This window comes from Plantactinospora sp. B24E8 (genome assembly GCF_039871735.1).
Classification (GTDB): Bacteria; Actinomycetota; Actinomycetes; order Mycobacteriales; family Micromonosporaceae; genus Plantactinospora.
Genome location: NZ_JBDPMH010000006.1, coordinates 293,479 through 320,418, shown reverse-complemented (window position 1 = coordinate 320,418; position 26,940 = coordinate 293,479). Strand labels below are relative to the sequence as shown.

Sequence of the window (26,940 nt, the reverse complement as noted above, 5' to 3'; positions counted from 1 at the left end):
GGTCGGGGGCCGGATCACCCACTCTGGGCGGTCAGGCTTGATCCCGTCGTGGGCGATCCGGCCCCCGACCTGGGCTCCACACCCGACCTGGACTCCACATCCGACCTGGACTCCACACCCGACCTGGACTCCACGCCCGGCCCCGGGCTGACCACCGGCTCGTCGAACGCCGGATCGGGATCGAGTCCCTGTGGACCGTGCTCGGACCAGAGCAGCTCGACGCAGGTGCCCTGCCCCGGCTCGGAGAAGAGCCGCAGCTCGCCGCCGATCTCCCGGATCCGCCCCTCGATCGACCGGCGCAACCCGAACCCCGGGCCGGCCCGCTCCGAGTCGAAGCCAACCCCACGGTCCACCACCCGTACCGCGAGCACCTCGTCGTGCCAGTCGACGGTGAGCCACGCCTCGCGGGTGCCGGAGTGCCGGGCGACGTTGTTCAACGCCTCCCGGGTCGCGTCCCGGATCGCCTCCACCACGTGCCGGGGCACCTGGGCGGGGACCGGCACCGACCGCAGGTGCACCCGCAGGTCCAGGGCGCCCGCGTCGGCGACCACCTCGGCCAGGGTCGCACCGAGCGTGGTCACCGATTCCGCCTGGTCCTCGGTCAGCAACTGCCGGATGTAGTCGGCCTCCCGGGCGCACCGCCGCCGGACCTCGACGGCCCGGTGGTCCAGCCCGCCCCGGGCGATCGCGGTCAGGGTGGCCAGCGCCGTGTCGTGCAGCCGCCGGTAGTGGTGCAGACGCTCGGCGTACCGGGCCGCGTTCGCCGCCGTCGCGGTCTCCGCCGCCAGTCTGTGTTGGGTCGCCTCGTCGACCGCGCTCGCCTGGGCACCGAGGAACCGGCGCATGAAGTGCAGCATCAGCGCGAAGAAGATGCTCGAGTTCACGTGGTTGACAAAGCCGGACTCCCACGGCGGCAGCCCGCCGATCTGCACGGCGGCGGCCGCCACCGCGGTCACCAGGAGCACCGCCAGCCCGACGAACACCTCCCGCAGCGCCAGTACGGCGCCGACCAGTGCCGCCGTACCGAGGGCGAACTTGCCGGCCCAGTTCGCCGCGGTCAACTCGTAGCCGCCCCGGATGTTGGCGTTGACCACGACCAGGAGCAGGACGGCCACCGCCACGTCCACCAGCACGTCGGCCCGGCTGAACCAGCCCCGGCGCCACACCCGGACGCCGAGTGCCACGTTCCAGGAGAGCATCAGGACCAGCAGGGTCACGTTGAGCGCCGGACTGTGGTAGCGCTCCGCCGACGTGGTCATCCCGACGAACGCCGGCACCACGTAGCTCGCCCGCTGCGCGAAGAGCAGCACCGCGAGGAACCGCAGCGCCCGTTCCCGCCCCGGCATCAGGACCATCAGCCGGGCGTCGACCCAACCGAGCCGGGCCTCGGACAGGAACCGGTTGATCCGCCGTGACGTGTGGCGTCCGGTGGTCGCCGACCCGCTGCTCAACGCTGCCCCCTCGGCTGCTGGTCCATTCCCGGCGCGGCGGCGGCGCGGCGGACGGCTACGGCCGCGCCTTCGCCAGCGCAGACTACGGGCGGGGGGCGGCGGACGGAACGGACTGCGCACAGTCCGACAAAGAACGGCGGCACCTGGGCACGTGGGCGACTGTGCCGGAAACCGTCTGGCCAGGGGTTCCGCCGGGCGGAACCCAGATCGTTGCCCTAGGCTAACGATCACGCCGGGGGACGCATCGGACCATCCCGGTGGGACAGACGGGAGCACGACGTGCAGGACACGATGCAGGCCGGAACGGTCCGGATCACCGGGGCGGACGGCGACGAGATCGAGGCGTACCTGGCCCAGCCGCTCGGGTCGGAACCGCGCGGCGGGGTGGTGGTCATCCACCACATGCCCGGCTACGACGAGCCGACCAAGGAGATCACCCGCAGGCTGGCCAGCTACGGGTTCGCGGCGATCTGCCCGAACCTGTACAGCCGGGAGGCGCCCGGGGCGAGCCCGGACGACGCGGCGGCGGTGGCGCGGGCGCAGGGCGGCGTACCGGACGACCGGCTGGTCGGTGACGTGGGCGGCGCCGCCGACCACCTGCGGGGACTGCCCGGAGCGAACGGCAGGGTCGGGGTGATCGGCTACTGCTCGGGCGGACGTCAGGCGTTCCTCGCCGCCTGCCGGCTGCCGCTGGACGCCGCCGTCGACTGCTACGGCGCGTTTGTGGTCGGCGATCCGCCAAAGGACTTTCCGCTCCGGGTACGCCCGCTGCTGGACCAGGCGCCGTCGCTGAGCTGCCCGCTGCTCGGCATGTTCGGCGCGGAGGACCAGTACCCGTCGCCGGAGCAGGTGGCGGAACTGGACCGGGAACTGACCCGGCTCGGCAAGCCGCACGAGTTCCACAGCTACGACGGCGCCGGTCACGCCTTCTTCGCGGTGGACCGGCCCAGCTACCGGCCGCAGGCGGCGGTCGACGGCTGGCAGAAGGTCCGCGCGTTCTTCGACCGTCACCTGAACGTCTGAGGAGGCCGGCATGTGCACGTACGTCACGGTGACCCGTACCGTCGAGGGCAGCGGTAAGGGGGCGAACGGCTGGTTCCCGGTCACCGACACCAGCGTCTACGTCGACCATCCGACGCACGCCCCGTACGGCCACACCCTGAACATCGACTTCCTGAACCCGGCGGCCGGGCCCGGCTCCCGGGTCGCCGTCGAACTGACCGAGGAGTCGGCGCTGGCCCTGGTCGAGGCGATCCAGGCGGCGCTGGCCGCCGCGCCGGCCGGGCTGGCGAGCCGCGACCAGCAGGTCTGAGTCCGTTCACCGCGGGTGGGGGGTGGGGGCCGGGGTGGTTGTCGATAGCGGCAGGCCAGAGCTACCGTACTGAACATGTCTGGACAGGTCATCCGACTGAAGCACCAGCGGATCGCCGACGAGTTGGCCCGGGACATCCGGGGCGGCCGGCTACCGAACGGGGCCCAACTGCCCGGCGAGCACGCGCTCGCCGCGCGCTTCGAGGTGAGCCGGAACACCGTCCGGCAGGCCCTCACCGAACTCGGCCGACGCGGGCTGATCTCCACCCATTCCGGTAAGGGGTCGTTCGTCACCTTTGACGGCCGACCGCTGGACGACCGGCTCGGCTGGGCCCGGGCGCTGGCCGAGCAGGGCGTGCCGACCACCGTACGGGTGCTCCGCCTGGCCCTGGTCCACGAGCCCGAACTGGCCGACCGGTTCGACCTGCCGACCACCGAGTACGTCGCGGTCGACCGACTCCGGTCCCTGACCGGCGGCGCCTCGATCTCGATCGAACGGAGCCGGATCCCGGCCGTCGGCCCGCTACGTGAACTGCCCGAACGCGGCCTCTCCGGATCGCTGTACGCGGCCCTGCGCGGCGCCGGGCTGGTCCCGTCCTGGGGTGAGGAGTGGGTCGGGCTGGCCCCGGCCACCGACACCGACGCCGAACTGCTCGGCTGCGCCCCCGGCAAACCACACCTGCACACCCGCCGGCTCAGTCGCACCGCCGACGGGGACTTTGTCGAACACGTGGAGAGCCTGCTCGACCCCGAGCGGTTCCAGCTGCACCTGCGCTTCGGGAGGTGGCCGGAATGAGCGGCACCACACCGGAGGTGGGCACGGTGTCGGTCGAGGCGCGGGCGGTCGGGGCGCTGACCGGGCTCGCCATCGGCGACGCGCTCGGCATGCCGACCCAGTCCCTGCCCCGACAACTGATCCGGCAGCGGTACGGCCGGCTCACCGGCTTCGAACCCGGCCCGGACGACCAGCCGATCGCGGCCGGCATGCCGGCCGGCGCGGTCACCGACGACACCGAACAGGCGGTGCTGCTGGCCCGGCTGCTGCTCGCCGGCGACGGCCGGATCGACGGGCACCGACTGGCCCGGGACCTGCTCGCCTGGGAGGACGACATGCGGCGCCGGGGGTCGCTGGACCTGCTCGGCCCGTCGACCCGGGCCGCCGTCGCCGCCGTCGCCGCCGGACGCCCGATCGAGGAGGCCGGCCGGTTCGGCACCACGAACGGCGCCGCCATGCGGATCACGCCGGTCGGCGTCGCCGTACCCGTGGACAACCTGGACCGGCTGGTGGAGCGGGTGGTGGAGGCGAGCTGGGTCACCCACAACACCGGGGTCGCGCTGGCCGGGGCCGCCGCGGTCGCGGCGGCGGTCAGCGCCGGCCTGGCCGGAGCCGACCCGGCGACGGCGACCGCGACCGGGGTACGCGCGGCCCGGCTCGCCGCCACCCACGGCCACTGGGTGGCCGCCGCCGACGTCGCGGACCGGATCGACTGGGCCACCCGGCTGGTCGCCGGCCGGACCCCGGACGACGCCGCCGACCTGATCTACCACCTGGTGGGGACGAGTGTGGCGACCCAGGAGTCGGTCCCGGCCGCGTTCGCGGTGCTCGCCGTCCACCCCGACGACCCGTGGCGGGCCGCGTTGCTCGCCGCTTCCCTCGGCGGTGACTGCGACACCATCGCCGCCATCGTCGGAGCCGTCGCCGGCGCCGTCCACGGCGTCGACGCCTTCCCCGACACCGCACTGAAGACCGTCCACACGGTGAACCACCTTCCGCTGTCCGATCTGGCGACCGACCTGCTGGCCCTGCGCCGGCAGCAGCCCTGACAGCGGGCGAACAGGGAAAGGCAGGACAACGATGTCCGCTACGGAACTGGCCGGCAGCACGCCGGCCGACAGCAACCGGGTCGGCGCCATCGAGACCCGGGGCATCGAGCCGGTGCCGCCGGGCGAGCGCACCGGCGGGCCGGGCCAACTCTTCTGGGTGTGGTTCGCGGCCAACATCTCGATCCTGGGACTCCCGCTCAGCGCCACCCTGGTCGCACTGCGCGGCATGAACATCTGGCAGGCGCTGACCGTCGCCGCGATCGGCTCGTTCGGGTCGTTCGCCCTGGTCGGGCTGATCAGCGTGGCCGGCAAGTGGGGCGGCGCGCCGAGCATGACCCTGTCCCGGGCGGTTTTCGGGCCACGCGGCAACCACGGGCCGACCCTGGTCTCCTGGCTGTCCCGGGTCGGCTGGGAGACGGTCAACACCACCACCGCCGCGTACGCGCTGCTGGCGCTGCTCAGCATCGTCTTCGGGTTGACGGCGAACCCGGTGCTGACCGTGATCAGCCTGCTGGTTTTTGTGGTGTTGACCCTGGTGGTCTCCGGACTCGGGCACGCCACCCTGGTGCTGGTCCAGAAGTGGGCCACGTACGTCTTCGGCGCGCTCAACATCCTCGTCGGGGCGTTTCTGGTCAGCCGGGTCGACTGGGACGCGGTCGCGCACGCGCCGGCCGCCCCGCTCAGCGTGGTGATCGCCGGAATCGGCGTGATCGCCGCCGGTACCGGGATCGGCTGGGCGAACGCGGGCGCGGACATGGCCCGCTACCAGCACCGGCACGTGCCGGGTGGGCGGATCGTGGCGGCCGCCTCGGTCGGTGCCGGGGTGCCGCTGTTCCTGCTGATCGGGCTCGGCGGCCTGCTCTCCGCCGGTGACGGCAGCCTCGCCTCGGCCAGTGACCCGGTCTCGGCGATCCAGGTGATGCTGCCGTCCTGGATGGCGGTACCGTACCTGCTCGCCGCCTTCGGCGGGCTGCTGCTCTCCAACAACCTCTCGGTCTACTCGGCCGGACTCACCATGATCACCCTCGGGGTGCGGGCCCGCCGGGTGGTCGCGGTCGGGCTGGACATCGTGCTCACCCTGGCCGGCGGCGTGTACTTCATGCTGGTCGCCGACGACTTCTACGGGCCGTTCATCACCTTCATCTCACTGCTCGCCGTGCCGATCACCGCCTGGGTCGCGGTCTTCCTTGTCGACATGCTGTTCCGTCGGACGTACGACCCGGACGGGCTGATGGACACCGGCCGGACCGGCGTCTACTGGGCGCACGGCGGGTTCCGCTGGTCGGCGGTGCTGCCCTGGCTGGCCGGCATCGTGGTCGGGCTGCTCTTCACCACCGCCTCCACCTCGGCGACCGACGTCTGGTTCGCCGGCCCGCTGGCGGACTCGTGGATGGGCAGCAACGGGCTCGGCTGGGTGGCCGCGTTCGTGGTGGCCGGCGGCCTGTACCTGCTGGCCGCCGCGCTCGGCAACCGCCGCGCGACGCCGGTCGCGGCGCCTCGGCCGGACGACCAGCTGACCGGGGCACGGCCGTGACCGGGCCGATCGTGACCGGGCCGATCGTGACCGGGCAGGCCGGGCCGGGGCGGGCTCCCCGGCTGGTGCACACCGGGAACACCATCGTCGACGTGGTGATGTACCTGCCCCGACTGCCGGAGTCCGGTGGCGACGTACTCGCCTCGGCGAGCCAGGTCACCGTCGGGGGCGGGCTCAACGTGATGGTCGCGGCGACCCGTCAGGGCCTGCCGGTGGCGTACGCCGGGATGCACGGCACCGGCCCGTTCGGTGACCTGGTCCGGGGGCGGCTCGCCGAGGAGGGGATCGAACTCGTCCAGCCCCGGCTGCCGGACCGGGACACCGGGTTCAGCGTGGTGATGGTGGAACCGGGCGGGGAGCGTACCTTCGCCACCGGCGCCGGGGCCGAGGCCGGCCTCGGCGCGGCGGACCTGGCCCGGATCGCCCCGGAGCCCGGTGACCTGGTGTACGTCACCGGCTACAGCCTGGCGTACCCGGTGAACGGGCCGGCGCTGGCCGAGTGGCTGTCCACACTCGATCCGGGCGTGACGGTGCTGGTCGACCCGGGCCCGCTGGTCGCGGAGATCCCGCGACCGGTGCTGGAGCCGGTGTTGGCCCGGACCGACTGGTGGAGCTGCAACGAGCGGGAGGCGCGGCTGCTCACCGGGCTCGCCGAACCGCTGGCCGCCGCGACCGCGCTGGCCGAGCGGACCGGCCGGGCCGGGGTGCTGGTCCGGACCGGGCCGGAGGGTGCGGTGCTGGCGGCCCGGCACCGGGTGCCGGTGGTGGCGCCCAGCTTCCCGGTGACCGTGCTGGACACCAACGGTGCCGGGGACGCGCATGTCGGGGCGTTCGCCGCCGCGTTGGCCGGCGGCCTCGACCCGGTGGACGCGGTACGCCGGGCGAACGCCGCCGCCGCGCTCGCGGTGACCCGGCGCGGGCCGGCCACCGCCCCGACCGCCGAGGAGATCGACGAGCTGCTCGGCGCGGACGCCTGATCTCCCGCCACCACCACCATAACCGGGGCGGGGCGGAATCCGGTCGCCACGATCGACTAATCGGCAACCTGGCAAAATCAGGACGTTTTCCCTGGTCGGGCGGGCACGGACGTGGCTAGCGTCCGTCCCCTGTCCGAGCAGGAGGGAACACCATGGGCGAGGAGATCGCACGGCACGTCGGCCCGGCCGGGCTCACCATCGCGTACGAGCGTTTCGGGGATCCGGCCGCGCCGCCGGTGCTGCTGGTCATGGGTGGCGGAGCCCAGATGATCAACTGGCCGGAGGGCTTCTGTGCCGAACTGGTCGACCGCGGACTGCACGTGATCCGGTTCGACAACCGCGACGTCGGCCGCTCCACACATCTCACCGACGCACCGGTACCGGACGTCGCCGCCGCGTTGGCCGGCGACCTCAGCTCGGTCTCGTACACGCTGTCCGAGATGGCCGCCGACGCGGTCGGGCTGCTCGACGTACTCGGACTGCCGGGCGCGCACGTCGTCGGCGCCTCGCTCGGCGGGATGGTGGCCCAGACGATCGCGATCGAACACCCGGACCGGATCCGTTCGCTGACCTCGATGTTCTCCACCACCGGCGACCCCACCGTCGGCCGGACCGACCACGCCGCGCTCGCCCCGCTCGGTCCACCGCCCGCCGACCGGCAGGGTTACGTCGACTGGCAGGTCCGGGCGATGCGTACGGTGGGATCGCCGGGCTTCCCGTTCGACGAGGCCGAGGTGGCCGACCGGGCAGGACGCGCGTACGACCGGGGCCACGACCCGCTCGGGATGCTGCGCCAGGCGGTCGCGGTGGTCGCCTCCGGTGACCGTACCGAGCGGCTACGGACGCTGCGGGTGCCGACGCTCGTCATCCACGGCACCGCCGACCGGATGATCGACATCAGCGGTGGGCGGGCCACCGCGGCGGCGATTCCCGGGGCAAAACTGGTGACCTTCGAGGGCATGGGCCACAGCCTGCCCCGGCAGCTCTGGGCCCCGATCGCCGACCAGATCGCCGAACTGGTCCACGGGCGGTGAGAACGTCGGACGCACCACGACGGTGAGGATCCGGGGCCGCCCACGTCCCACCGGCAGTCTTCGCAACCCGGCAATCTCCGCGTCAACGTTCGCTCAGTCTCCGTGACCTCGACGGTCACCTGCGGCCGGAACGATCACCCCGTTTCCGCGAGTCCCGAGCGAATGAGAGTCCGCTGTGCAGTCCCTGAGCCGTGCCCGACGCCACGCGCGGCGCTGCGCCTGGATGCTGGCGGCGATCGCCCTGCTCGGCGGAGTGTTTCCGGACGCCGCCTCGGCGCATCCCTTCGGCGATCCACAACAGATCGAGGTCTCCGGCGAGGGCGACCACGGCGTACGGATCCGCTGGCGGGTCGGCGGGAGCGACGACCTGACCCTGCTCGGCGTCTCCCTCGGCGTGCTGCCCGAGGACCGGGTGCTGCTCGACGGTGCGGTGACCTACCAGTCCTCCGACGCGCGGGCGCTGGCCGGAGCCCCCGAGTTCGCCGGGTACCTGGCCGAGCGCATCACCGTGTCCCAGAGCGGGCGGCCCTGCGACGGTGCGGTCGACGTCGCCGACGACCTGACCTCCGGCGGCGCCGAGCTGCGGTTCAGCTGCGCCGCGCCGGTGGGCACGGTGACCGTGACGTCTCGGATGCTCACCGACCTGCACCAGGCGTACCGGACGCTCGCCAGGGGACCCGACGGGCAGAAGGCCGTGTACGACGCCACCCACGAGTCGGCGGACTGGCACTTGGGCGCGGGCTCCGGCCCCGCGTCGCCCCGCAGCACCACCGCGACCCCCACCGAGCAGAGCGCCCGGCAACTGCTGGCCGTCGGGGGAGTCATGCTGGCCGCCGTGGCCGCCGGCATCCTCTGGTACCGCCGACGGCGACGAGAGGCCTGAGCCGTGAACGCCCTCACCAGCGTCGCCGCGTCCGCAACCGATCCCGACCCCGGTCCACTGCTCGCCGCCGACCTGTTCGGCGCCGCCGCGCTCGGCGACCGGCTCGTCGAGGCGGTGCAGTCGCCGGGCTTCGTACCGGTGGCGCTGGTGATCGCGTTCGTGGCGGGGGCGGCACACGGTCTCGCGCCCGGACACGGCAAGAGCCTCGCGGCGGCGTACCTGGTCGGCTCGCGGGGCCGGGTCCGCGACGCCGCCTGGCTGGGCGTGTCGGTGGCCGTCATGCACACCGTCTCGGTGCTCGCCGTCGCGGTCGCCTGGACCTTCTTCTCCCTCTCCGACCTGCTGAGCCTCGAGCGGCTGACCACCGGCCTGCAACTGGCGGCCGGGCTCACCGTCGTCGCCGTCGGGCTCTGGCTGCTGCGACGCCACCTGCGCGGCCACGGTCATGGTCATGCCCACGGTCATGGTCACGGTCATACCCACGGCCACCCGCACGATCACGGCCACGGTCACACCCACGACCACGGTGGTACGTCCCGGCCCGGGCTCCTGCTGCTCGGCGTCTCCGGCGGCCTGACCCCGTCGCCGGCGGCCTTCCTCGCGCTGGTGACCGGCATCTTCGCCGGACGGGCCGGGTTCGCACTCGTCCTCGTGGCCTGCTTCGGCCTGGGGCTCGCCGCGGTGCTCTTCACCGTCGGGCTGCTGGCGCTGACCGGACGCTCCCTCGTCGTGCGCGCCGCCTCGTCCCGCACCCTCCTGACGGTGGCCGCGCGGGTAGCCCCCGTCGTGGCCGCCTGCGGAATCACGCTCGTCGGCTTCGGTCTCACCGCCACGGCCGTGGCCGGTCTACCCGGGACCTGACCGCAGAGGTTCCGCCGCGAATCTCGCCCAGGTACCCACCTGCGGCGCCAACAGAGCACCCCCAGAAAGGAGTTGTCGTGGCAACACGACCACATCCGGTCACCCGAGGGTGGCGGCACCTCGGTGCAACCGCCCTCGGGCTCGTGGTGGCCGGCGGCATGCTGATGCTGCCCGCCCAGGACGCGCCGACCTCGGCCAACCTCCATCCGGCCGCCTCGGCCGTCACCGTGCCGGCGGCCGACGTACTCGACGTCAGCTTCGGCGGCGGCGCCGCCACCGACCGGGCCCAGGGCCTCGCACCCACCACCTGGGGCGCCCCGAGCTATTCCAGCGACGCGACGCTCGGTCACGACATCATGAAGGTGGACGGGGTCGACGACGCCGTCTCCTTCGACCTCGCCGACCAGTGGAGCCGGTTCGCCACCGGCTTCGCCATCGAGTGCGTCTTCCGCGTCGACACCACCATGCCGGTGGGCAGCGAGAAGGACCTCTGCTCCGACAAGGAGGCCGGCGGCTTCTCGGTCTACGTCACCGGCGGCAACCTGGGCACGATGGCCCACATCGGCGGCGGCTACAAGTCGGTGCTGACCCCGGTCACCGGCGGCCGCTGGTACCACACGCTCTCCGTCTGGGACGGCCAGAACCTACGCCTCTACCTGAACGGCCAGCTCGCCGGCGTCACCCCGGCCAGCGGGGCACTCGCGCCACCGGCGGCCACCTCGCGCCGGTTCGTGATCGGCGCCGACGCCGCGCCCTCCGGCATCGGGCAGGTCGCCCCGCCGGCCTCCTTCGCCGGCAGCCGGGTGTGGAGTGCGGCGCTGGACCCGGCCCAGGCGGCCCAACTCGCCTCGGCGTACGGGCTCACCCCGCCCGTGCCGGTCGCCGACGTCCTCGACGTCGACTTCGACGACAACACCCCGCGCGACGACGCGCAGAACCTCGCCGTCACCACCGTCGGCGAGCCGGTCATCGCGCAGGACAGCGCGGTGAAGGTGCCGGTCGCGTCCTTCGACGGCGCCAACGACGCGTACGCGTACGCGATGGGCGACACGCAGTGGGAGAAAATCCGCAACCAGGCCACCATCGAGTGCACCTTCAAGGACAACGGCACCCTGCCGAACTCCGGTGAGCACTCGGTCTGCTCCGAGAAGGAGAGCGGCGGCTACTCGATCGTCGTCTACGGCGACAAGCTGACCTTCGCCGTGTACGCGAACGGCGCCTACCGGAACGCCCAGGTCCAGATCTCCTCCGGCCGCTGGTACCACGCCGTCGGCACCTGGGACGGCGTCAACGCCAAGCTGTACGTCGACGGCGCCCTGGCCGCCACGGTCGCCGCACCCGCCCCGCTGGGCCTGCCCGGCGGCGCCGCCCGTAACGCCTTCTATGTGGGCGCGGACGCGGTCAACCAGTTCTGGACGCCGGCCACCGTACGCAACGCACGGATCTACTCCCGGGTGCTCACCCTGGACGAGGTGCAGGCCCTCAACATCGCCGCGCTCGGTGCCGTCCGGGACGCGGGCGTCGCGGTCACCTCGACCGTTCCGGCGCAGGGCGCGCACCTGAGCCGCCCCACCGAGTTCCAGGTCGCCGTGACCAACCAGGGCAACGCCACCGGTTGGCGGTACCTGCTCGACGGCACGCCCGTTCAGGTCGGCCAGGAGGTCGGCGCCGGCCTGAGGTCCGGCAACCACACCCTGGAGATCACCGCGACCGACGTGTTCGGCAAGCCGGCCAGCAAGACGGTGACCTTCACCTCCGACGCCATCCCGACCTCCGGCGGCACGGACGTCGGCCAGGGAGGTGGCCGGGTCACCCTGTCGGCGATCGCGCACAACCCCGACGGCGGCCCGGTCACCACCACCTTCCGGCAGGCCACGCCGAGCGTGCCGGTCGGTGGTTTCCAGGGTGTCGTCCCGGTCATGCCCGCCACGCTGGACTTCTCCTACACCCAGGGCGGCCAGATCGGCGCGAGCCCGCGTCCGGACGGCACGGTGGCGAACAGTCCGTCCACCGGCAACATCCCGTTCCAGCGCTTCGACGTCCAGGTGCCGGCCTCGGGCGAGCGTCGCCAGATCCTGTGGAACGGCGTGGTCGACCCCGAGCGGGCCGTCTCGCTGCACGCCTGGAACGCCACCGCACAGACCTGGACCGAGCTCGCCACGGCGCGTGGCCAGGCCGAAGGTGACACCACCCTGCAGGCCGTCGTCCGGCCCGAGCTGGTCGACAACGGTGTGGTCCACGTCCTGGTCGTCGGTGCGGACCCGTTCGCCGACGACCTCGCGCCGCGCGACGGCTCCGCGAACGACCCGGCCAACCGGGACCACTTCGAGGACCCGTCGAGGTACGACTTCTCGCTCGCCCACTTCACCGACACGCAGTACCTCGCCGAGGGCGCGGCCGGCGGCACGTACGACGACTTCGACGGCGTCGACGAGCCCACCGACAAGATGACCATGGAGGAGCGGGCGCTCTGGCAGAAGTCCTACCGGGACACCACCCGCTGGCTCGCCGACAACGCCGACGGCAGGAAGATCGCGTACACCGCGCACACCGGTGACGTCATCGAGAACGACTACTCCGACCCGCTCGCCAGGGACTCCAGCGGCAACCTGCTCTACCCCGGTCTGGACGAGCAGGTGACCCGCGAGTTCGAGTTCACCTCGGAGGCGCAGCGGACACTTGACGACGCCGGTCTGGTCAACCAGGTCGTCGCGGGCAACCACGACAACCAGGGCGGCAACGAGACCGGCCCGACCTCGCGCTTCAACCGCTACTACGGCCCGGAGCGCTACTACGAGGGCGCCAAGAAGTGGCCGGCCGGGTCCAAGGCGTCGTACCACGCCTGGGACGAGACCACCGACCCGGCGGGCAACACGGTCACCCCGGGCAGGGACAACCAGAACAACTACGTCCTGTTCTCCGCCGGTGGGCTGGACTTCGTGGCGGTGGGCCTGTCCTACGGCGTCACGCAGGCCGAGGCCGACTGGGCCAGCTCGGTGTTCCAGCGGTACCACGACCGCAACGGCATCCTGCTCACCCACGCCTACCTCGCCCCGTCGGCCACGCCGGACGGCCGCGGCGCCGGCTTCTCCACCGACGGCTCCCGGGCCTTCTCGACCATCGTCCAGAACAACCCGAACGTCTTCCTGGTCCTCGCCGGCCACGAACACGGCGTCGGCACCAACCTCAAGACCGGCGTCGGCGTGACGGTGGCACACGACGTGGTCGAACTGCTCGCGGACTACCAGTTCTACAAGATGACCGCGGGCGAGCTGTGGCCGGAGAAGGTCGACGCCAACGGCAACCTCGACCTGAACGGCGACGGCACCGTCGACCACCGGAGCGGCGACCTGCTGCAGTTCGGCGCCAGCTTCCTGCGGCTGCTGCAGATCGACGTCGACCGGTCCGAGATGAGCATCGACACCTACTCGCCGATGCTCGACAACTTCGGCGCCACCGAGTACGACGACCGCAAGCGCTACAACGGCGCCGAGGACAACATGGTGCTGCCGATCGACCTGTCCAGCCGGACCACCAGCTTCGGCACGGACAGCCTGGCCGTCGTCACCCCGACCGACACGGTGATCGGTGAGGCCACCGCGAAGTCGGGCTGGCCGGCCAGCGTCGAGTGGACGGGCCTGACCGAGGGCGAACTGTACGCGTGGACCAGCACCAGCCGTACCGGTGACGGGGCGCAGGTCGGCTCGGCGGACCAGTTCGGCGGCATCTTCACGGCCACCGCGGCCGGCACCGACGTCACCCCGCCGGTGTTGACCGTCCCGGCGTCGACCACGGTGAAGCAGAACACGGCCTTCGACCCGCTGGCCGGGGTCACCGCACGGGACAACACCGACGGTGACGTGACCGACCGGATCCAGGTGGTCGGCACCGTCGACACCCGGACGCCGGGCAGCTACCCGCTCACCTACCTCGTGTCGGACAGCAACGGCAACCAGGCGGTCGCCAACCGCGTGGTGACCGTGACGAAGACACCGGGCGATGAACTCGTCAAGACGTCGGTGCACGCCGACGACGTGACGGCGACCTGGCGCAAGAGCGTCAAGCTGACCGCCACCGTCAAGCCGGGCTCCGCGACCGGCCCGGTGCAGTTCCTCCTCGGTGAGGACGTGCTGTGCGAGGCCACGGTCAAGAAGGGCGTCGCCACCTGCACGGTGGACCGCCTGCCGCAGCCGGGCAGGCACCAGGTACGGGCGGTCTACGGCGGCGACCGGAAGCACGCGCCGTCGTACGACGACTTCACCCTGACGGTGGTCGAGCGCCGCCACTGATCGAGGGGTACGTCCCGGAAAGCGGGGCCGGTCCGGTCGGGCCGGCCCCGCTTTTGGTCTGCGATCACCCCGTCGGGTGCCGCATCGGCCCGAGGCCGGGAAAGGCGGCCGCCGGGTTCAGTTGGCGTCGAGATGCTCGTTGACGAGGTCGGCGAGCTGCGCGGACAGGCCCACCGAGTGCAGGCCGTGGCCCATGCCGGGCACCATACGCAGCTGTGCTCCGGGAATCAGTCCGGCCAGCGCCTCGGCGTGTGCGGGCGGGAAGAGCGGGTCTTCGGTGCCGTGCACGACAAGCGTCGGTGCGGTGATCGAGGAGAGCGGGGCGAGCCGGTCGGGGGTGAGCTGCCGACCGGCCAGGTCGTGGTTGGTGGCGGCGGCCGGATCACGGGCCCGGTCGTACGACAGTTCGGCGAAGCGGCGAGCCGCCGGCTCGTCGAACGGCAGTCCGGTGCCGTGCAACATCCGCCAGGTCTCCAGACTGGCCGCGATCTGCTCCTCCCGGCTGGTCCGGGGCAGCGCCGCCGAGGCGAGCAGGTGCTGGAAGAAGTGGGGCGCGGGCGGCGGCAGCTCGTCAGGGGCGGGCGGCTGACCACCCATCGCCCGCGCCCAGGCCGGCCCGGGGTTGTTGCCCATCGGCGAGGTCATCAGCGCGGTCAGGGTGCGGACCCGGGTCGGCCGGTGTACCGCGAGCCACTGCCCGATGGCACCGCCCAGGGAGGCGCCGACGACGTGGGCGGCGGCGACCCCGTGCCCGTCCAGTACGGCGAGCGCGTCCTCGGCCAGGTCGGCCAGCGTGTACGGCTGGCGCCCGAAGTCGACGAGGTCGGACCGGCCGGTGTCCCGGTGGTCGTACCGGATCACCTGCTGGCCGCCGTCGACAAGTCGGCGCACCAGGTCGTCGGGCCAGCCGATCCCCTGGGCCGAGGTTCCCATGACGAGGAGCACCGGCGGGTGGGCGGGATCGCCGAAGCGTTCCGTCCACAGTCGCAGGTTTCCGGAGGAGACGAACGTCTCGTGAGAGTTCCGCATGGCGGGGAAACGTAACCGCCGCCCGATTCCCCATCGACGGGCATCACCTGAATATTTATTGATATCATGTGATATAATTGTTTTGTCTCCCGGGCCAATTGTTTTGTCTCACGGATAAGCTGCTCGCCTCGACAAATGCACTGACCGGGTCCTCCCCGGCAACATCCCGCGTCGTCACCTCGACCTACCGAGCACCCGCCCCGTCAGCCGGGCAAGGGATGCCCGGCGGCGGACATCGCGGCCAGCCCGGCCCCGGTGAGCGCGGCGGTGTACGGCGCGGCGGCCGGGTGCACTCCGATCCGGAGCGCCTGGGCGAGCGCGACGGTCAACTCGGGTCGGGCCGCGCCGTCGCCGACCAGCACCATTCCCCGGGCCAGCGCGGCGAGCGCCGCCGGACGGTGTTCCGGCTGCTGGTAGACCTCCCGGACGAGCCGCGCGGTCACCGCCGCCAGGTCGACCAGACGTCCCCGCCGGACGAGCGGCGCCGCCGAGGGTCCGTCGGCGGTCAGTAAGCTGGCCGTACCCCGGGCCAGCCCCCAGGCCCGCAGCCACGTACTGCCGAAGTCGATCGCGAGCAGGGTGGGCGCCGTGGTCGCGGTCGGCTGACCTGTCGCGACCCGGCCGGCCCCACCGCCGGCCGCCGAAGGTACCGCGTCTCGGTCGGCGTCGTGCCCGCCGGACATCACCTCACGGACCGCCGCCATCGTCGCGTCCTCCCCCCGCTTGTCCACCCCCGCTCCCCCGCGAAGCTGTCGAACCTCCAGCTTGGGTCGGTAACGGGTGCGCCGCACCGGCAGAGTTCGGCGAACAACCGCCGGCCAGTTTTCCGGCCGCCGGCAACAAGCGGCCCGGGTCACCGGCCGCCGACAGCCAGCTCAGGCTGTCGGCAGGACCCGGTAGGAGCCGGCTCCCGGTGGAGCTGCCGACCTGGTCAGCCGTGGGTGACCAGGTCGATCCCCGTCAGCTCCACCGAGAGCCGCCAGAGGCGGGCGGCGTCGATGTCGTCGTCGCCCGCGTCGACCACCCGGCAGTCCGCGCAGTACCCGCCGCCCTGCCTGTCGAGCTGCGGTGCGGTGGCCGCCCATGCGATGGTCGCCGCCCCCTGCCCGGGCGACTTGAACAACCCGGGCAGTGGATTGCCGTCGGCGTCGATCCAGCCGGCGGCGACCATCTCGTCGGCGGTGAGGTGCCGTTGCAGCGGCGTCAGGATCCACCCCGGGTTGACCGAGAAGGCCCGGACGCCGTACGGCTCGCCGAGCCGGTCCAGGTGCCGGGCGAAGAGGATGTTGGCCAGCTTCGACTGGCCGTACGCGGCCCACTTGTCGTACCCGTCGGTGAAGTGCGGGTCGTGCCAGCGGATCCGGCCGGCCGGGTCGCGTCCGGAGGCGACCGAGACGACCCGGGCCGTACCGGCGGCGGTGAGCGTCGGCCACAGCAGGCTGACAAGTGCGTGGTGGCCGAGGTGGTTGGTGGCGAACTGGGCTTCCCAGCCGGGGCCGACCCGGGTCTCCGGGCAGGCCATCACGCCGGCGTTCGCGATCAGGATGTCGAGGGTGGGGTGCCGTTGCCGGAACCGGATGGCGAAGGCCCGCACCGAGTCGAGGTCGGCGAGGTCGAGCCGGTCGACCTCGGTCCCGGCGGTGTCGGCGAGCGCCCGTTCGGCCGTCTCCGGCCGGCGGGCCGGTACGACGACCCTGGCCCCGGCTGCGGCGAGCGCGCGGACGGTGGCGAGTCCGATTCCGGAGTAGCCGCCGGTGACCAGCGCGGTCCGCCCGGTCAGGTCGATTCCGGCGAGCACCTCGGCGGCGGTGCTGTGGTCGCCGGGATGGGTCCGGTTCTGCGTCATGCGGCGGACGCTAGGTGCTAGACCGAGGTCTAGGTCAACCGCCCGGTCGGTGACTAGGGTCGATCCATGACGGACCGGGAGTACGGCATCGGGGAGGTGGCCCGGCGTACCGGGTTGAGCGTGCACACTCTGCGGCTCTACGAACGGGCCGGCCTGCTGGCCGGCGAGGTACGCCGGGACAGCCACGGCCGACGGGTCTACACCGCGTGGGATGTCGAGTGGCTGACCAACTGCGTCAAGTTCCGGGCCACCGGGATGCCGCTCACCACGATCGCCGAACTGGCCCGGCTGGTCGGCGAGGGCAACGGAAACGAGGCTAAACGGCTGGAACTGCTCCGGGAGCACCGGCAGCGGGTCCTCGACCAGCTCGACCGGATACATGACTGTCTGGAGCTGATCAACAACAAGGTGGCGAGCTACGAACGGCACCTGGCCGCCGGCGCGACCGGCAACCCCTGGTGAACACCCCTGTGCCGGTGCGGAACTTGTAACACAACCTGTCTTTACACAACCTCCCAAGAGTGATCAACTTCCGACATAAGTCGATCTTGGAGGTAATGTGCGGCTGTCTTTCACCCGAAGATCTGCGGCAGGCCTGGGCGTCGCCCTGGTCGCCGCCCTGGCAACCCCAGCGGCGGCCCACGGCGCCAATCCCGCCCCACCGCCGACCACACCCCCGGCGGCCGGTGGCGGCAACAACGCGGCAGGTACCCCCGCCACGGTCACCCTGATCACCGGCGACAAGGTGACGGTGACCCCGGGACCCGAGGGCGCCACTCCCACGGTGGACGTCGCCCGCGCGCCGGGCGCCACCGGCCCGGTACGGGTCAACACCGAGGGCCGGGACACCTACGTCTACCCCGACGAGGCGGTGGCCCTGATCGCCACCGGCCGACTCGACAAGCAGCTCTTCAACGTCACCAAACTGATCGCCCAGGGCTACGACGACGCCCACACCAGCGAGCTTCCGCTGATCCTCACCAGGACGACAGACCCGGCGGCCCGGCGTACCCGGACCACCCTGCCGGGTGCGGAAACCACGCTGGACCTCTCCTCGGTCAACGGTGAGGCGGTCCGGGCGCGTCGGTCGGAGGCCGCCGCCTTCTGGTCGGCCCTCACCGGCGACGGCCGGAACGCCGTCGCGTCGGCGAACAGCCGCAGCGCCGCCACCCCGGAAGCCGGCAGCGCACCGACCTTCGCCGCCGGCATCGACAAGGTGTGGCTCGACGGGAAGGCGAAGGCGACGCTCGCCGACACCACGGCGCAGATCGGCGCCCCCGCCGTCTGGGCGGCGGGCAGCACCGGCCGCGGCGTCCGCGTCGCGGTCCTGGACACCGGGTACGACCCCAGCCACCCGGACCTGGCAAACCGGGTCGTCGCGTCCCGAAGCTTCATCCCCGGCGACGACATCGTCGACCAGGACGGGCACGGCACCCACACCGCCTCGACCGTCGCCGGCACCGGCGCCGCCTCCGGCGGTACCGAACGGGGCGTCGCCCCCGACGCCGACCTGGTGATCGGCAAGGTCCTCGACGACAACGGCGGCGGGTCGATCTCCGGGATCATCGCCGGCATGGAGTGGGCGGCCCGGACCGAACACGCCCGCGTGATCAACATGAGCCTGGGCGTCAGCGACTGGCGCACCCAGGACGATCCGCTGAGCCAGGCGCTGAACCAGCTGAGCGCCGAGACGGGGGCGCTGTTTGTCGTCTCCGCCGGCAACAGCGGGCAGGATTCGTACACGCTCGGCGCGCCGGGCACGGCGGACGCCGCGCTCACCGTCGGCGCGGTCGACGCCGCCGACCAGCTCGCGATCTTCTCCAGCGCCGGACCACGGATGACCGACGACGGCCTCAAGCCCGACATCTCGGCACCCGGGGTGGACGTGCTGGCCGCACGCTCGCAGCACATGTCCTGGGGTGAGGGCTACTACCGCCTGGAGAGCGGCACCTCGATGGCAGCGCCGCACGTCGCCGGGGCCGCCGTCCTGCTGGCGGAGAAACACCCGGAGTGGAGCCGGCAGCAGATCAAGGACGCGCTGATGGGCACCAGCACGCGTACCCCTGACTACAACGCCTACCAGGCCGGGACCGGTCGGCTGAACCTGGCCGCCGCCTACCACCAGGACCAGGTCATCGCGACCGGGTCGGTGGACGCCGGACTGATCAAGTGGTCGCCCGGTACGAAGCGGCAGCCGATCACCCGGACCATCACCTACACCAACACCACGAACGCTCCGCTGACGTTGGAGCTCTCGGTCGACGGAGGCGCCTCCCCTGCCGGGACGTTCACGGCCGGAGTCGAGCGGGTCACCGTGCCGGCGGGCGGAAAGTCCACGGTCGACGTCGTGGTCGACCCGGAAGGGCTCGCGCCCGGCCAGTACACCGCGCAGGTCACCGCCCGGTACGCCGCCGGCCAGGTGCACACCGCCGTCGGGGTCTCGGTCGAATCGGAGAAGCATGAGCTCACCGTCCACCTCAAGGACCGCGCCGGCCGACCGCTCGACGCCGAGGTCGAGATCGTCAACACCGACGGCGTCTCCTCCTGGATGTGGTCCCGGAACGGCACGCTGACCAGTCGGTTGGTTCCCGGCTCGTACACCATCGTGGCGGCGGCGGAGGTCGAGGGACTGCACGGACCGCACTCCCTCGGGCTGGCGATCCTGACCGCTCCCGAGGTCGAGCTGACCACCGACCGGGTGATCGAATTCGACGCCTCGAAGGCACGCCAGGTGAAGGTGGCGACCGCCAAACCGACCACCGTGGCCGACAGCCGGGTCGACATCTACCGCTCGTGGAACCAGAGCGAGCCGGCGCCCGGCGACTGGAGCGCCCTGCGGGAGACGATCTGGCCCGGTCCCGTCCACGACAGCCTCTGGGCCCTGCCCACCAAGAGCGCGCCCAAGAAGGGCACCTTCGTTTTCACCACCCGGTTCCGCGCCGAGCAGACCCCGCTGACGGTCAGCTACCCCGGGCACCGGCTCGACAACCTCCTGGTCCAGCCGGGGTCCCGGCCGCTTCCGGACGGCACCTCGCGGCTGGACGCGGCTTTCGCCGGCACCGGCACGAAGGCCGAGTACGCCGGGCTGTCCGCCCGGGGCCGGGCCGTGGTCGTCCGCGCCAGCGACGCCGTGGCTCCCACCGAGCTGGTGGCGGCGGCACAGGCCGCCGGTGCGGCGCTGCTCCTGGTGGTCAACAATCAGAAGGGTCTGCGTAGCGACTGGTACGGCAACCCAGACGGCGTGACCAGCGGGCCGGTCCCGGTCGCCTCGACGAACCTGGACGAGGGCGAGGCGCTGATCAAGAAGATCGCCGCCGCCGGCAGCAAGAAGCGGGTGCCGCTGACCGTCGAGGCACACCCGGCGCCGAGGTACCTGTACGACCTGGTCGACTTCCACGTCGGCCGGATCCCCCAGGACCCCTCCGCCAAGACCGATCCGCGTGATCTCGCCCGGATCGACCTCACCTTCGCCCGGCCGCCCGCCGGCAAGGCGCTCAGCGAGTACCGGCGGGACTTCCCGCCGTACGAGTGGTCCTTCGGCCGCGAGTTGTCGGCCAAGCCGGTCGCCCCGGGACCGCGTACCGACTGGGTCTCCGCCGGGGCGGGGATCAAGTGGCAGCAGCGCGCCGACATCGCCGACTGGGCGCTGTCGCAGACCGAGGGAATCACCTACCGGCCGGGCAGCGTGCAACAGGACCGGTGGTACGGGCCGATCACCCGGCCGCGCCTGCTCGCCAACAACATCCCGGGTCGCGGAGACAACTGGATGGCCGCCACGATCCAGGGATTCGGTGACGGCGGGGCCGCGCACGACGGCGGGGCCTCGATGCCGCAGAAGATCACGCTCTACCAGGGCGATCGGCAACTGTCCGAGTTGAACGGACGGCCGAACTTCTACGCGGATGCGCTGGCGCAGGAGAGGTTGCCGTACCGGCTGGTCGTCGAGACGACGGGCGATCCGGCGTTCGGCCCGTACTCGACCGCCACGAACACCGAGTGGCGGTTCAGCTCCGGGGCGGCGACCTCGGACGTCGACGTGGTTCCGCTGGTCCAGCTGGACTACGGGACTGAGGTGGACCTCGACGGCCGGGCGAAGCGCAGGAGCGACTTCACGATCACCCCGGTCGTGGTCGGCAGCACCGCCGCCACGGACGCGGTCTCGTCGGTTCGGCTGGAGATCTCGTACGACGACGGGGTCACCTGGCAGCGGCAGGACCTGAAGGAGAAGAAGGGCGACTGGCGGACAACCCTGACCGCCCCGCACCAGGCTGACTTCGCCTCCATCCGGGTCACCGCCACCCAGCACAACGGCGGTGGCGTCACCCAGACCGTCATCCGGGCCTTCGGCCTGAGCTGACCTCTGTGCAGGGGGCCGGCGTCCGCGCGCTCACGCGCCGGGCACCGGCCCTCCGCGTTTACGGCGGTACGTTTCCGCTCTGACGTCAGGCATTTGCCCGACGGAGGCGTTCGGCTGCCTGCGTCCGAAGGGCTTCGCCGCCCGCCAGGCTGCCACCGCACAGTGCCATCTCCCGGGCGTTGTACGCAGCCATCCACAGGCTGGCCGCCCAGGCCACTTCCAGCTCGACAACCGTGAACAACCGCCCTCGAATGTCCTGATAGGCCACCAGAAACGCCTCGGAGCTTTCGATCGGCGCCAACGTGGGGGACCCGGCACTGGCGAACGACCCGCTCGCCGCTCCCACCAGCGCCGCCTCCGGCTGCCACGCCAGGCTGTCCCAGTCGTGCACCGCCCACACCTGCCGACCCTCCCACCGCAGGTTCTGCGCCTCGAAGTCGGCGTGGCCGAGCACGCACGGCAGGCCGGCGGTCAGCAGCCGCCCCCGGGCCCGCTCAGCCGTCTCAACAATGTGCTCGGACACAACACTCTGGTCCCGGCTGTCCAGAAAGTCGATCGCCGGCCACAATCCTGAGTCGAGGTGGTCCCAGCGCACCCAGGGCGGATTCGGCAGCGGCGGCGCGACGGTCATGCCGGCGAGTTCCGCCATCAGCCCGGCGAACACCTCCGCGCAGCGTACGGCTATCTCCGGTGAGTCCCCGTGCAACACCTCGCCGCCCGGCCGGTACCTCTCGGCGTGCACGGCCAACGCACCGACACCGACCACCGGCGTGAGTGGTCGGGCACACGGGAATCCGCGCTCGGCCATCCGGGCCTGCGCCGCGACACACGACGCGGCCCGGCCGTCGTCGGCGCGCGCCTTGACCACGACCTCCCTGCCGTCCGCCAGCCGCAGACCGAACACCATCGAGACCTGTTGCGACTGGAACAGCACTTCGGCGGGTTCACCGCCCAGATGGTCGAGACACCAAGCCGGTAGCCAATCCGGCAGCTCGTCCAACGGCACACAGATCACGTAGCTACTTTCCCAGGTCTTCAGTACATGACGGACTTTCGAGGCCGTAGGGTGCGACGATCCGTCGGTGGGCGATACCGAACGCTGGGCCGACCGAGCGAGAGTCCAGGCCGACCTGGCCCACCCTGGCCGCTCATTGGGGTGCGACACATGGGCTCCTCTGGGGACCGTTAGTTCGATAGTGTTCCCACTACGGGACTGCGGCGAGTGAAGTGACCGAGACGGACCGATCGTGATCGAGGCGCGATGAGTGTCGGTGAGGCCAAAGCTGACCTTCGCCAGGGCATCACCTCGGCTGGCCTGGCCAAACAGGTCATCGAAAGCGTTGCCACCGAGACGACGGACACGGCCAACCTCGCTCAACACACCGTCCACGACAGCGAGCACCCTGAGGTCGCGAAAGGGCTGGCGTGCCTCAAGGCGGCCACCGGGTTCAGTAATACGTCGGCTGCCGCTCTTCCGGGTCCGCATGCACCACGTCGAGGTTCCTGTCCGCGACGAGGCGGTCGACAACCCCACGGCCGGCTCCGATGCCGGCCCAATGAGGGTCGACGTCGCTGGCGAAACACCACGCATGATCCGCCGGCCAGACGAATGCCGGCGCTGAATAAACTTCGGAGGCGAACAAGTCGCTCCACCCCATCAAGTCGCCCAGGGTGCCGGTGAACAGGACGTATCGCCGGTGCGGAAGGTCCAGCATGGGCCCGCCAGTCAGTGCAGGATTCCGGAACGTCGCACCGCCCTCCCACACGCAGACATAGCAGTCGCGCGTGGAGGAGCTGTAGTCGGCGAGGGCCTCCAACGCGGTTCGAGCTATGTCAATCTCGGTGGTTCGGCGAAATGGCAGCCGCACGTCCGACTCGCGCATATCAGGAAGGACCGGATCGGGCAGGTAGCGAAGACGTGCGTACGCGGGGAACGAGGCCGGCCCGAACGTGATCAACCGCGTCGCGTCGACATCTGTCGCATACAGCCACGCCGCAGCAGAGAGCTCGTCAGTGGGCTGCAGTGTCATCGTCGGAATAGTAGACCGCTAGTTGTAGTGGGCGGCGGAGTAACCACGTCGTGGTGTCACCGCCATCCCGCCTCCGTCACCGACAAGGCTCGGTCCTGCCCCAGGGCAGTACACCTGCTCGGCAGAACCTACTCCGTCGCTTGCGGGTCGCGGACGTACACGCCCCGTCCCTGGTGACCCTCCACCAGGCCCTCCGCCCGCAAGATCAGCATGACGGACCGGATGACCTGGGTGGAGACGCCGTGCTGCGCACACAGCTCGGACGTTGATGGCAGCTTGTCGCCCGGCTTCAGCTCGCCAGACCGGATCCGCTCACGGATATCGTTGGCGATCCGCTGATAGAAGGGCGTGGCTGACATGGCTCAGGCCGGTGGTGGGTTCTCCGCCACGAAAGTCCCCTTGCCCTGGTGGCCTTCCACGAGACCACGTTCCCGAAGGATGCGCAGGGCGTTCTGGGCGGTGGTCACACTGATCTTGAACTGGTCGGCGAGCTGCGCGTAGGTGGGCAGCTTGTCTCCTGGCGCCAGTTCGCCGGAACGGATCTGCTCGGTGATCGCGTTGATGACACGTTGGTAGTCAGCAGGTCGGTTGGGCATGGGTGGGCACTCCTCGCTCGGCCCATCCATCTCACCACCGAAGTTAGTTAACTACAACATCCTAGGTACGCACGTTACCTAGGATGCCGGATGATCTACCCAGCCGACTTGATCACACACAAAGCGTCACTTCCATGCTCCGATTTCATTGACTTAGACGTCTACGAAACCTACCGTCGTACCCGTGGAACTCCTCGCTCGGCAGCTTGGTGTTCCGCGCTCCCCCGGGTTGTACGGCCCGGGACGTGTCGGGGTGGCCAGGGGCCACCGAGCAGTGACCCGAACCTGACCTGGTGGTTCGGGCTGCCCCGACACACCCGATCACCCCCGAGCGGAAGGAGACCGGCGTGACCGTGCCGGAAGCGGCGACGACGGAAGACGTACCGAGACCGGAAGACGTACCGACGACGGAGGACGGACCGGCGGAGGCGCCGGAGGCGGGTGCGGCGTGGGCGGCCGAGCAGGTCGCGGGCGAACTGCGGGAGGCGTACCTGACGGTCGCGGCGGCGGCCACCCTGCTGGAACGGACCAGCGCCGGATCGGCGCACCCGGAGCTGCGGCAGGCCCGCCGCTGCGGCGAGGACGCTCTCGACCTGGCCAACCATGCCGACCAACTGCTCGGCGGCGGCATCCGCCGGCTGCTCGACCGGTTCGACCAGGCGTCGGTGACCAGCGTCGGTCAGGTCGCCGGAACCCTGGACGTGACGCGCACCCAGTTCGCCGAGGCTGCCGAACGGATCGCCGGGCTGCCGGCCCGACTCCGGGCCGCCGAGCAGCGGCTCCGCGACTCCGCCGCCGAGCCGGACTTCGGCACCGAGATCGTGACCGAGCAGTGGGCCCGGGCCGCCGAACAGCTCGGGCTGATGACCGCCAGCCTCACCGAGGCGGCCGGCGCGCTGGCGACGTACACCGACCGGCTGACCGGCACGACCAGCTGAAGCTCTCCCGGCCGCCCACCCCCTGCGGCGGCCGGGAGCCAGGAGGGCCCGGGGCGGGTGCCGGGCTCCGTCCGTCGGCCACCCGGGCGGTCGACGGCCGACCCCGCCCGCCTCGGTGCCGCCCGACAGCGGAAGGGCACACGATGATCTACCGCATCGGACAACGGATCCGGTCATACCAGGTCCGCGCCAAGACTTTCGGCCGTCGGTGGCGCGGCCTCGACCCCGACGAGGTGTACGCCTACCTGCGGCAACTCGCGGACGAACTTGACCGGGTACGACACGAGGAGTCCCTCGCCCGCACCGAGGCCGAACGGATCCGGCAGGGGCTACGGCAGTGGCACTCCCGGCACGCCCGCTGCTTCTTCGTCGACCCCGAACGCAGTTCGCCAGCCCGTACGCCGAACCGGGGAGCGTGGTGAGCAGCACTCCCGGCTTGACGTTTTCCCATATGGGAAATTAAAGTCGCTGCCGTGGCACGAGCAGCGACGACGTCGGACGCCTTCAACGCGATCGCCGAGCCGCAGCGCCGGGAGATCCTGGCGCTGCTGCGGGCGGGTGAGCTACCGGTGACCGACCTGGCCCAACATCTGGGGATGAGCCTGCCGGGAGCGTCCAAGCACCTGCGGGTGCTCCGGGAGGTGGGACTGGTACGGGTCCGGGGGGCGGGGAAACAGCGCCTCTACGGCCTGGACGCCCGCGGGCTACAGCCGATCCACGAGTGGATCGGCGGGTTCGAGCAGTTCTGGACCGAGAGCTTCGACCGACTCGACGCGTACGTGCAGGAACTCAAGCAAACACGGCAAGGGGATGACCGATGACCGGGGCAGAGCAGGAAACAAGGACGGAGTCGGCGACAGCCGACCGGGAGATCGTGATCTCCCGGGTCATCGACGCCCCCCGGGAGCTGGTGTTCGAGGCGTTCACCGAGGTACGGCACCTGTCGCGGTGGTGGGGTCCGGAGGGATTCACCACCACCACAAAGTCCTTCGAGTTCCGGGTCGGCGGAGTCTGGGACTTCGTGATGCACGGACCGGACGGAACCGACTACTCCGAGTGGATCACCTGGACCCGGATCGTCCCACCGGAACGGATCGAACTGCTGCACGGCGAGTCACCCGACGACCCGAACGCCTTCGAGTCGGTCCTGACCTTCGCACCGAACGACGCGGGGACCCGGATCGTGATGCGCACCGTGTTCCCCACCAGACAACTGCGCGACGAGGCGGCCGAGAAGTACCACGCGATCGAGGCCGGTCAGCAGACCCTGGCCAACCTGGCCGCCTACGTCACCGAGGGCGCCCGGAAGGGAGCACAGGGCTGATGGCCGGGACGGTCTTCTTCAGCGTCTCGATGTCGCTGGACGGGTTCATCGCGCCCAATTCCGCCGAGGAACTGATGGGCCGGCAGTGGATGGAGCTGCAGCGGTGGGTCTTCCCGCAGCGGTTCTTCCGGCAGAACCTGAAACTCGGCGAGGGCGGCGAGGAAGGACGCGACAACGACATCCTGCGGGAGACGTTCGAACGCACCGGCGCGAGCGTGATGGGCAAGCGCATGTTCGACGCCGGCGAGAAAATGTGGCCGGAGGAGGCGCCGTTCCACACGCCGGTCTTCGTCGTGACACACGAGAAGCGTGACCCTTGGGAGCGGCCGGGCGGGACCACCTTCCACTTCGTCAACGACGGCATCGAGTCCGCGCTCGACCAGGCCCGCGAGGCCGCCGGCGACCGCGACGTCCGGATCGCGGGCGGCGGCGCGACAATCGTCGAGTACGTGAACGCCGGCCTGGTCGACGAGTTCTCGATCGCGCTCTCACCCGTACTGTTCGGCTCCGGAGTCCGGCTCTTCGACGGCGTGGACGCGACCCGGATCGCGCTGGAGCAGGTCCGGTCGGAGGCGTCGCCCCGGGTCACGCACCTGACCTACGCCGTACGCCCGAGGTAGCCGCACCGCCGCTGGACCCGCAGCGCCCACGGTGCC

General features: G+C 71.4%; 25 protein-coding genes. 17 read left to right on the top strand and 8 right to left on the bottom strand.

Translation table 11 applies throughout. The annotated features are described in order from the left end of the window. Positions 1-14: 14 nt before the first annotated feature. The gene (locus ABGB21_RS13205; RefSeq protein ID WP_347677912.1) at positions 15-1,451 is read right to left on the bottom strand and encodes an ATP-binding protein; all 1,437 of its coding nucleotides are present in this window, start codon (positions 1,449-1,451) and stop codon (positions 15-17) included. A 279-nt stretch (positions 1,452-1,730) separates the two neighbouring features. Between ABGB21_RS13205 and ABGB21_RS13200 the strand changes: the two genes are divergently transcribed. The 10 genes from ABGB21_RS13200 to ABGB21_RS13155 all read left to right on the top strand — a co-directional run bounded on the left by ABGB21_RS13200 (position 1,731) and on the right by ABGB21_RS13155 (position 14,164). Then, on the top strand, positions 1,731-2,474 hold the full coding sequence (locus ABGB21_RS13200; protein WP_347651965.1) for a dienelactone hydrolase family protein: 744 nt from the start codon (positions 1,731-1,733) through the stop codon (positions 2,472-2,474). Positions 2,475-2,484: 10 nt separating this feature from the next. After that, positions 2,485-2,763 carry a DUF6295 family protein gene (locus ABGB21_RS13195; protein WP_347651966.1) on the top strand — a complete coding sequence of 93 codons (279 nt, stop codon included), beginning with the start codon at positions 2,485-2,487 and terminating at the stop codon, positions 2,761-2,763. Between the two features lie 75 nt (positions 2,764-2,838). Beyond that, complete coding sequence (locus ABGB21_RS13190; RefSeq protein WP_347651672.1) at positions 2,839-3,558, top strand: GntR family transcriptional regulator; 720 nt, start codon at positions 2,839-2,841, stop codon at positions 3,556-3,558. Further along, positions 3,555-4,586 (top strand): ADP-ribosylglycohydrolase family protein, encoded by a 1,032-nt coding sequence (locus tag ABGB21_RS13185; RefSeq protein WP_347677910.1) that lies wholly within the window; start codon positions 3,555-3,557, stop codon positions 4,584-4,586. The genes ABGB21_RS13190 and ABGB21_RS13185 overlap by 4 nt, the downstream gene beginning before the upstream one ends. 31 nt (positions 4,587-4,617) lie before the next feature. Further along, positions 4,618-6,120, top strand: a complete 1,503-nt coding sequence (locus tag ABGB21_RS13180; RefSeq protein ID WP_347677908.1) for a cytosine permease — start codon at positions 4,618-4,620, stop codon at positions 6,118-6,120. Beyond that, positions 6,117-7,097 carry a PfkB family carbohydrate kinase gene (locus ABGB21_RS13175; protein ID WP_347677906.1) on the top strand — a complete coding sequence of 327 codons (981 nt, stop codon included), beginning with the start codon at positions 6,117-6,119 and terminating at the stop codon, positions 7,095-7,097. Before ABGB21_RS13180 ends, ABGB21_RS13175 begins: the two co-directional genes overlap by 4 nt. Positions 7,098-7,249: 152 nt before the next feature. Next, on the top strand, positions 7,250-8,131 hold the full coding sequence (locus ABGB21_RS13170) for an alpha/beta hydrolase (RefSeq protein ID WP_347651668.1): 882 nt from the start codon (positions 7,250-7,252) through the stop codon (positions 8,129-8,131). A 175-nt stretch (positions 8,132-8,306) separates the two neighbouring features. Continuing rightward, positions 8,307-9,014: a hypothetical protein gene (locus ABGB21_RS13165; protein ID WP_347677904.1), complete on the top strand. Its 708-nt coding sequence runs from the start codon at positions 8,307-8,309 to the stop codon at positions 9,012-9,014. A 3-nt stretch (positions 9,015-9,017) separates the two neighbouring features. Next, positions 9,018-9,875 carry a cobalt transporter gene (locus ABGB21_RS13160; RefSeq protein ID WP_347677902.1) on the top strand — a complete coding sequence of 286 codons (858 nt, stop codon included), beginning with the start codon at positions 9,018-9,020 and terminating at the stop codon, positions 9,873-9,875. Between the two features lie 77 nt (positions 9,876-9,952). Beyond that, positions 9,953-14,164, top strand: coding sequence for a LamG-like jellyroll fold domain-containing protein (locus ABGB21_RS13155; RefSeq protein ID WP_347677900.1), 4,212 nt, complete (start codon positions 9,953-9,955; stop codon positions 14,162-14,164). Between the two features lie 117 nt (positions 14,165-14,281). Here the strand turns inward: ABGB21_RS13155 and ABGB21_RS13150 are convergent, their stop codons facing one another. The 3 genes from ABGB21_RS13150 to ABGB21_RS13140 all read right to left on the bottom strand — a co-directional run bounded on the left by ABGB21_RS13150 (position 14,282) and on the right by ABGB21_RS13140 (position 17,039). Continuing rightward, on the bottom strand, positions 14,282-15,193 hold the full coding sequence (locus ABGB21_RS13150; RefSeq protein ID WP_347651664.1) for an alpha/beta fold hydrolase: 912 nt from the start codon (positions 15,191-15,193) through the stop codon (positions 14,282-14,284). 203 nt (positions 15,194-15,396) lie between these two features. Then, positions 15,397-15,924 carry a hypothetical protein gene (locus ABGB21_RS13145; protein ID WP_347651663.1) on the bottom strand — a complete coding sequence of 176 codons (528 nt, stop codon included), beginning with the start codon at positions 15,922-15,924 and terminating at the stop codon, positions 15,397-15,399. A gap of 200 nt (positions 15,925-16,124) precedes the next feature. After that, on the bottom strand, positions 16,125-17,039 hold the full coding sequence (locus ABGB21_RS13140) for an SDR family NAD(P)-dependent oxidoreductase (RefSeq protein ID WP_347677898.1): 915 nt from the start codon (positions 17,037-17,039) through the stop codon (positions 16,125-16,127). A 66-nt stretch (positions 17,040-17,105) separates the two neighbouring features. Between ABGB21_RS13140 and ABGB21_RS13135 the strand changes: the two genes are divergently transcribed. Next, entirely contained in the window at positions 17,106-17,501 is a 396-nt protein-coding gene (locus ABGB21_RS13135; protein ID WP_347677896.1) for a MerR family transcriptional regulator, read from the top strand. A gap of 97 nt (positions 17,502-17,598) precedes the next feature. Continuing rightward, positions 17,599-21,396, top strand: a complete 3,798-nt coding sequence (locus tag ABGB21_RS13130; RefSeq protein WP_347677894.1) for a S8 family serine peptidase — start codon at positions 17,599-17,601, stop codon at positions 21,394-21,396. An 85-nt stretch (positions 21,397-21,481) separates the two neighbouring features. Here the strand turns inward: ABGB21_RS13130 and ABGB21_RS13125 are convergent, their stop codons facing one another. The 4 genes from ABGB21_RS13125 to ABGB21_RS13110 form a co-directional block, all read right to left on the bottom strand. Beyond that, positions 21,482-22,402, bottom strand: a complete 921-nt coding sequence (locus tag ABGB21_RS13125; protein ID WP_347677930.1) for a hypothetical protein — start codon at positions 22,400-22,402, stop codon at positions 21,482-21,484. A gap of 442 nt (positions 22,403-22,844) precedes the next feature. After that, complete coding sequence (locus ABGB21_RS13120; protein ID WP_347677892.1) at positions 22,845-23,426, bottom strand: hypothetical protein; 582 nt, start codon at positions 23,424-23,426, stop codon at positions 22,845-22,847. A gap of 128 nt (positions 23,427-23,554) precedes the next feature. Next, the gene (locus tag ABGB21_RS13115; RefSeq protein ID WP_347677890.1) at positions 23,555-23,785 is read right to left on the bottom strand and encodes a winged helix-turn-helix domain-containing protein; all 231 of its coding nucleotides are present in this window, start codon (positions 23,783-23,785) and stop codon (positions 23,555-23,557) included. Between the two features lie 3 nt (positions 23,786-23,788). Continuing rightward, positions 23,789-24,022, bottom strand: coding sequence for a winged helix-turn-helix domain-containing protein (locus ABGB21_RS13110; protein ID WP_347677888.1), 234 nt, complete (start codon positions 24,020-24,022; stop codon positions 23,789-23,791). Between the two features lie 347 nt (positions 24,023-24,369). Here ABGB21_RS13110 and ABGB21_RS13105 point away from each other — a divergent pair, with 347 nt between their 5' ends. From ABGB21_RS13105 to ABGB21_RS13085, 5 genes are all read left to right on the top strand, one after another. Next, entirely contained in the window at positions 24,370-24,960 is a 591-nt protein-coding gene (locus tag ABGB21_RS13105) for a hypothetical protein (RefSeq protein ID WP_347651652.1), read from the top strand. A 143-nt stretch (positions 24,961-25,103) separates the two neighbouring features. After that, positions 25,104-25,382: a DivIVA domain-containing protein gene (locus ABGB21_RS13100; RefSeq protein WP_347651651.1), complete on the top strand. Its 279-nt coding sequence runs from the start codon at positions 25,104-25,106 to the stop codon at positions 25,380-25,382. Between the two features lie 51 nt (positions 25,383-25,433). Then, complete coding sequence (locus tag ABGB21_RS13095) at positions 25,434-25,781, top strand: metalloregulator ArsR/SmtB family transcription factor (protein WP_347677887.1); 348 nt, start codon at positions 25,434-25,436, stop codon at positions 25,779-25,781. Further along, positions 25,778-26,284: an SRPBCC family protein gene (locus ABGB21_RS13090; protein ID WP_347677885.1), complete on the top strand. Its 507-nt coding sequence runs from the start codon at positions 25,778-25,780 to the stop codon at positions 26,282-26,284. Before ABGB21_RS13095 ends, ABGB21_RS13090 begins: the two co-directional genes overlap by 4 nt. Continuing rightward, complete coding sequence (locus tag ABGB21_RS13085) at positions 26,284-26,904, top strand: dihydrofolate reductase family protein (protein ID WP_347651648.1); 621 nt, start codon at positions 26,284-26,286, stop codon at positions 26,902-26,904. The genes ABGB21_RS13090 and ABGB21_RS13085 overlap by 1 nt, the downstream gene beginning before the upstream one ends. Positions 26,905-26,940 lie beyond the last annotated feature (36 nt).

What these genes read in the sequence shown, in the direction of transcription:
- ABGB21_RS13195 (WP_347651966.1), top strand. Translation starts at nt 2,485, where the DNA reads ATGTGCACGTACGTCACGGTGACCCGTACCGTCGAGGGCAGCGGTAAG.
- ABGB21_RS13190 (WP_347651672.1), top strand. Translation starts at nt 2,839, where the DNA reads ATGTCTGGACAGGTCATCCGACTGAAGCACCAGCGGATCGCCGACGAG.
- ABGB21_RS13185 (WP_347677910.1), top strand. Translation starts at nt 3,555, where the DNA reads ATGAGCGGCACCACACCGGAGGTGGGCACGGTGTCGGTCGAGGCGCGG.
- ABGB21_RS13180 (WP_347677908.1), top strand. Translation starts at nt 4,618, where the DNA reads ATGTCCGCTACGGAACTGGCCGGCAGCACGCCGGCCGACAGCAACCGG.
- ABGB21_RS13170 (WP_347651668.1), top strand. Translation starts at nt 7,250, where the DNA reads ATGGGCGAGGAGATCGCACGGCACGTCGGCCCGGCCGGGCTCACCATC.
- ABGB21_RS13150 (WP_347651664.1), bottom strand. Translation starts at nt 15,193, where the DNA reads ATGCGGAACTCTCACGAGACGTTCGTCTCCTCCGGAAACCTGCGACTG.
- ABGB21_RS13140 (WP_347677898.1), bottom strand. Translation starts at nt 17,039, where the DNA reads ATGACGCAGAACCGGACCCATCCCGGCGACCACAGCACCGCCGCCGAG.
- ABGB21_RS13135 (WP_347677896.1), top strand. Translation starts at nt 17,106, where the DNA reads ATGACGGACCGGGAGTACGGCATCGGGGAGGTGGCCCGGCGTACCGGG.
- ABGB21_RS13120 (WP_347677892.1), bottom strand. Translation starts at nt 23,426, where the DNA reads ATGACACTGCAGCCCACTGACGAGCTCTCTGCTGCGGCGTGGCTGTAT.
- ABGB21_RS13115 (WP_347677890.1), bottom strand. Translation starts at nt 23,785, where the DNA reads ATGTCAGCCACGCCCTTCTATCAGCGGATCGCCAACGATATCCGTGAG.
- ABGB21_RS13110 (WP_347677888.1), bottom strand. Translation starts at nt 24,022, where the DNA reads ATGCCCAACCGACCTGCTGACTACCAACGTGTCATCAACGCGATCACC.
- ABGB21_RS13100 (WP_347651651.1), top strand. Translation starts at nt 25,104, where the DNA reads ATGATCTACCGCATCGGACAACGGATCCGGTCATACCAGGTCCGCGCC.
- ABGB21_RS13090 (WP_347677885.1), top strand. Translation starts at nt 25,778, where the DNA reads ATGACCGGGGCAGAGCAGGAAACAAGGACGGAGTCGGCGACAGCCGAC.
- ABGB21_RS13085 (WP_347651648.1), top strand. Translation starts at nt 26,284, where the DNA reads ATGGCCGGGACGGTCTTCTTCAGCGTCTCGATGTCGCTGGACGGGTTC.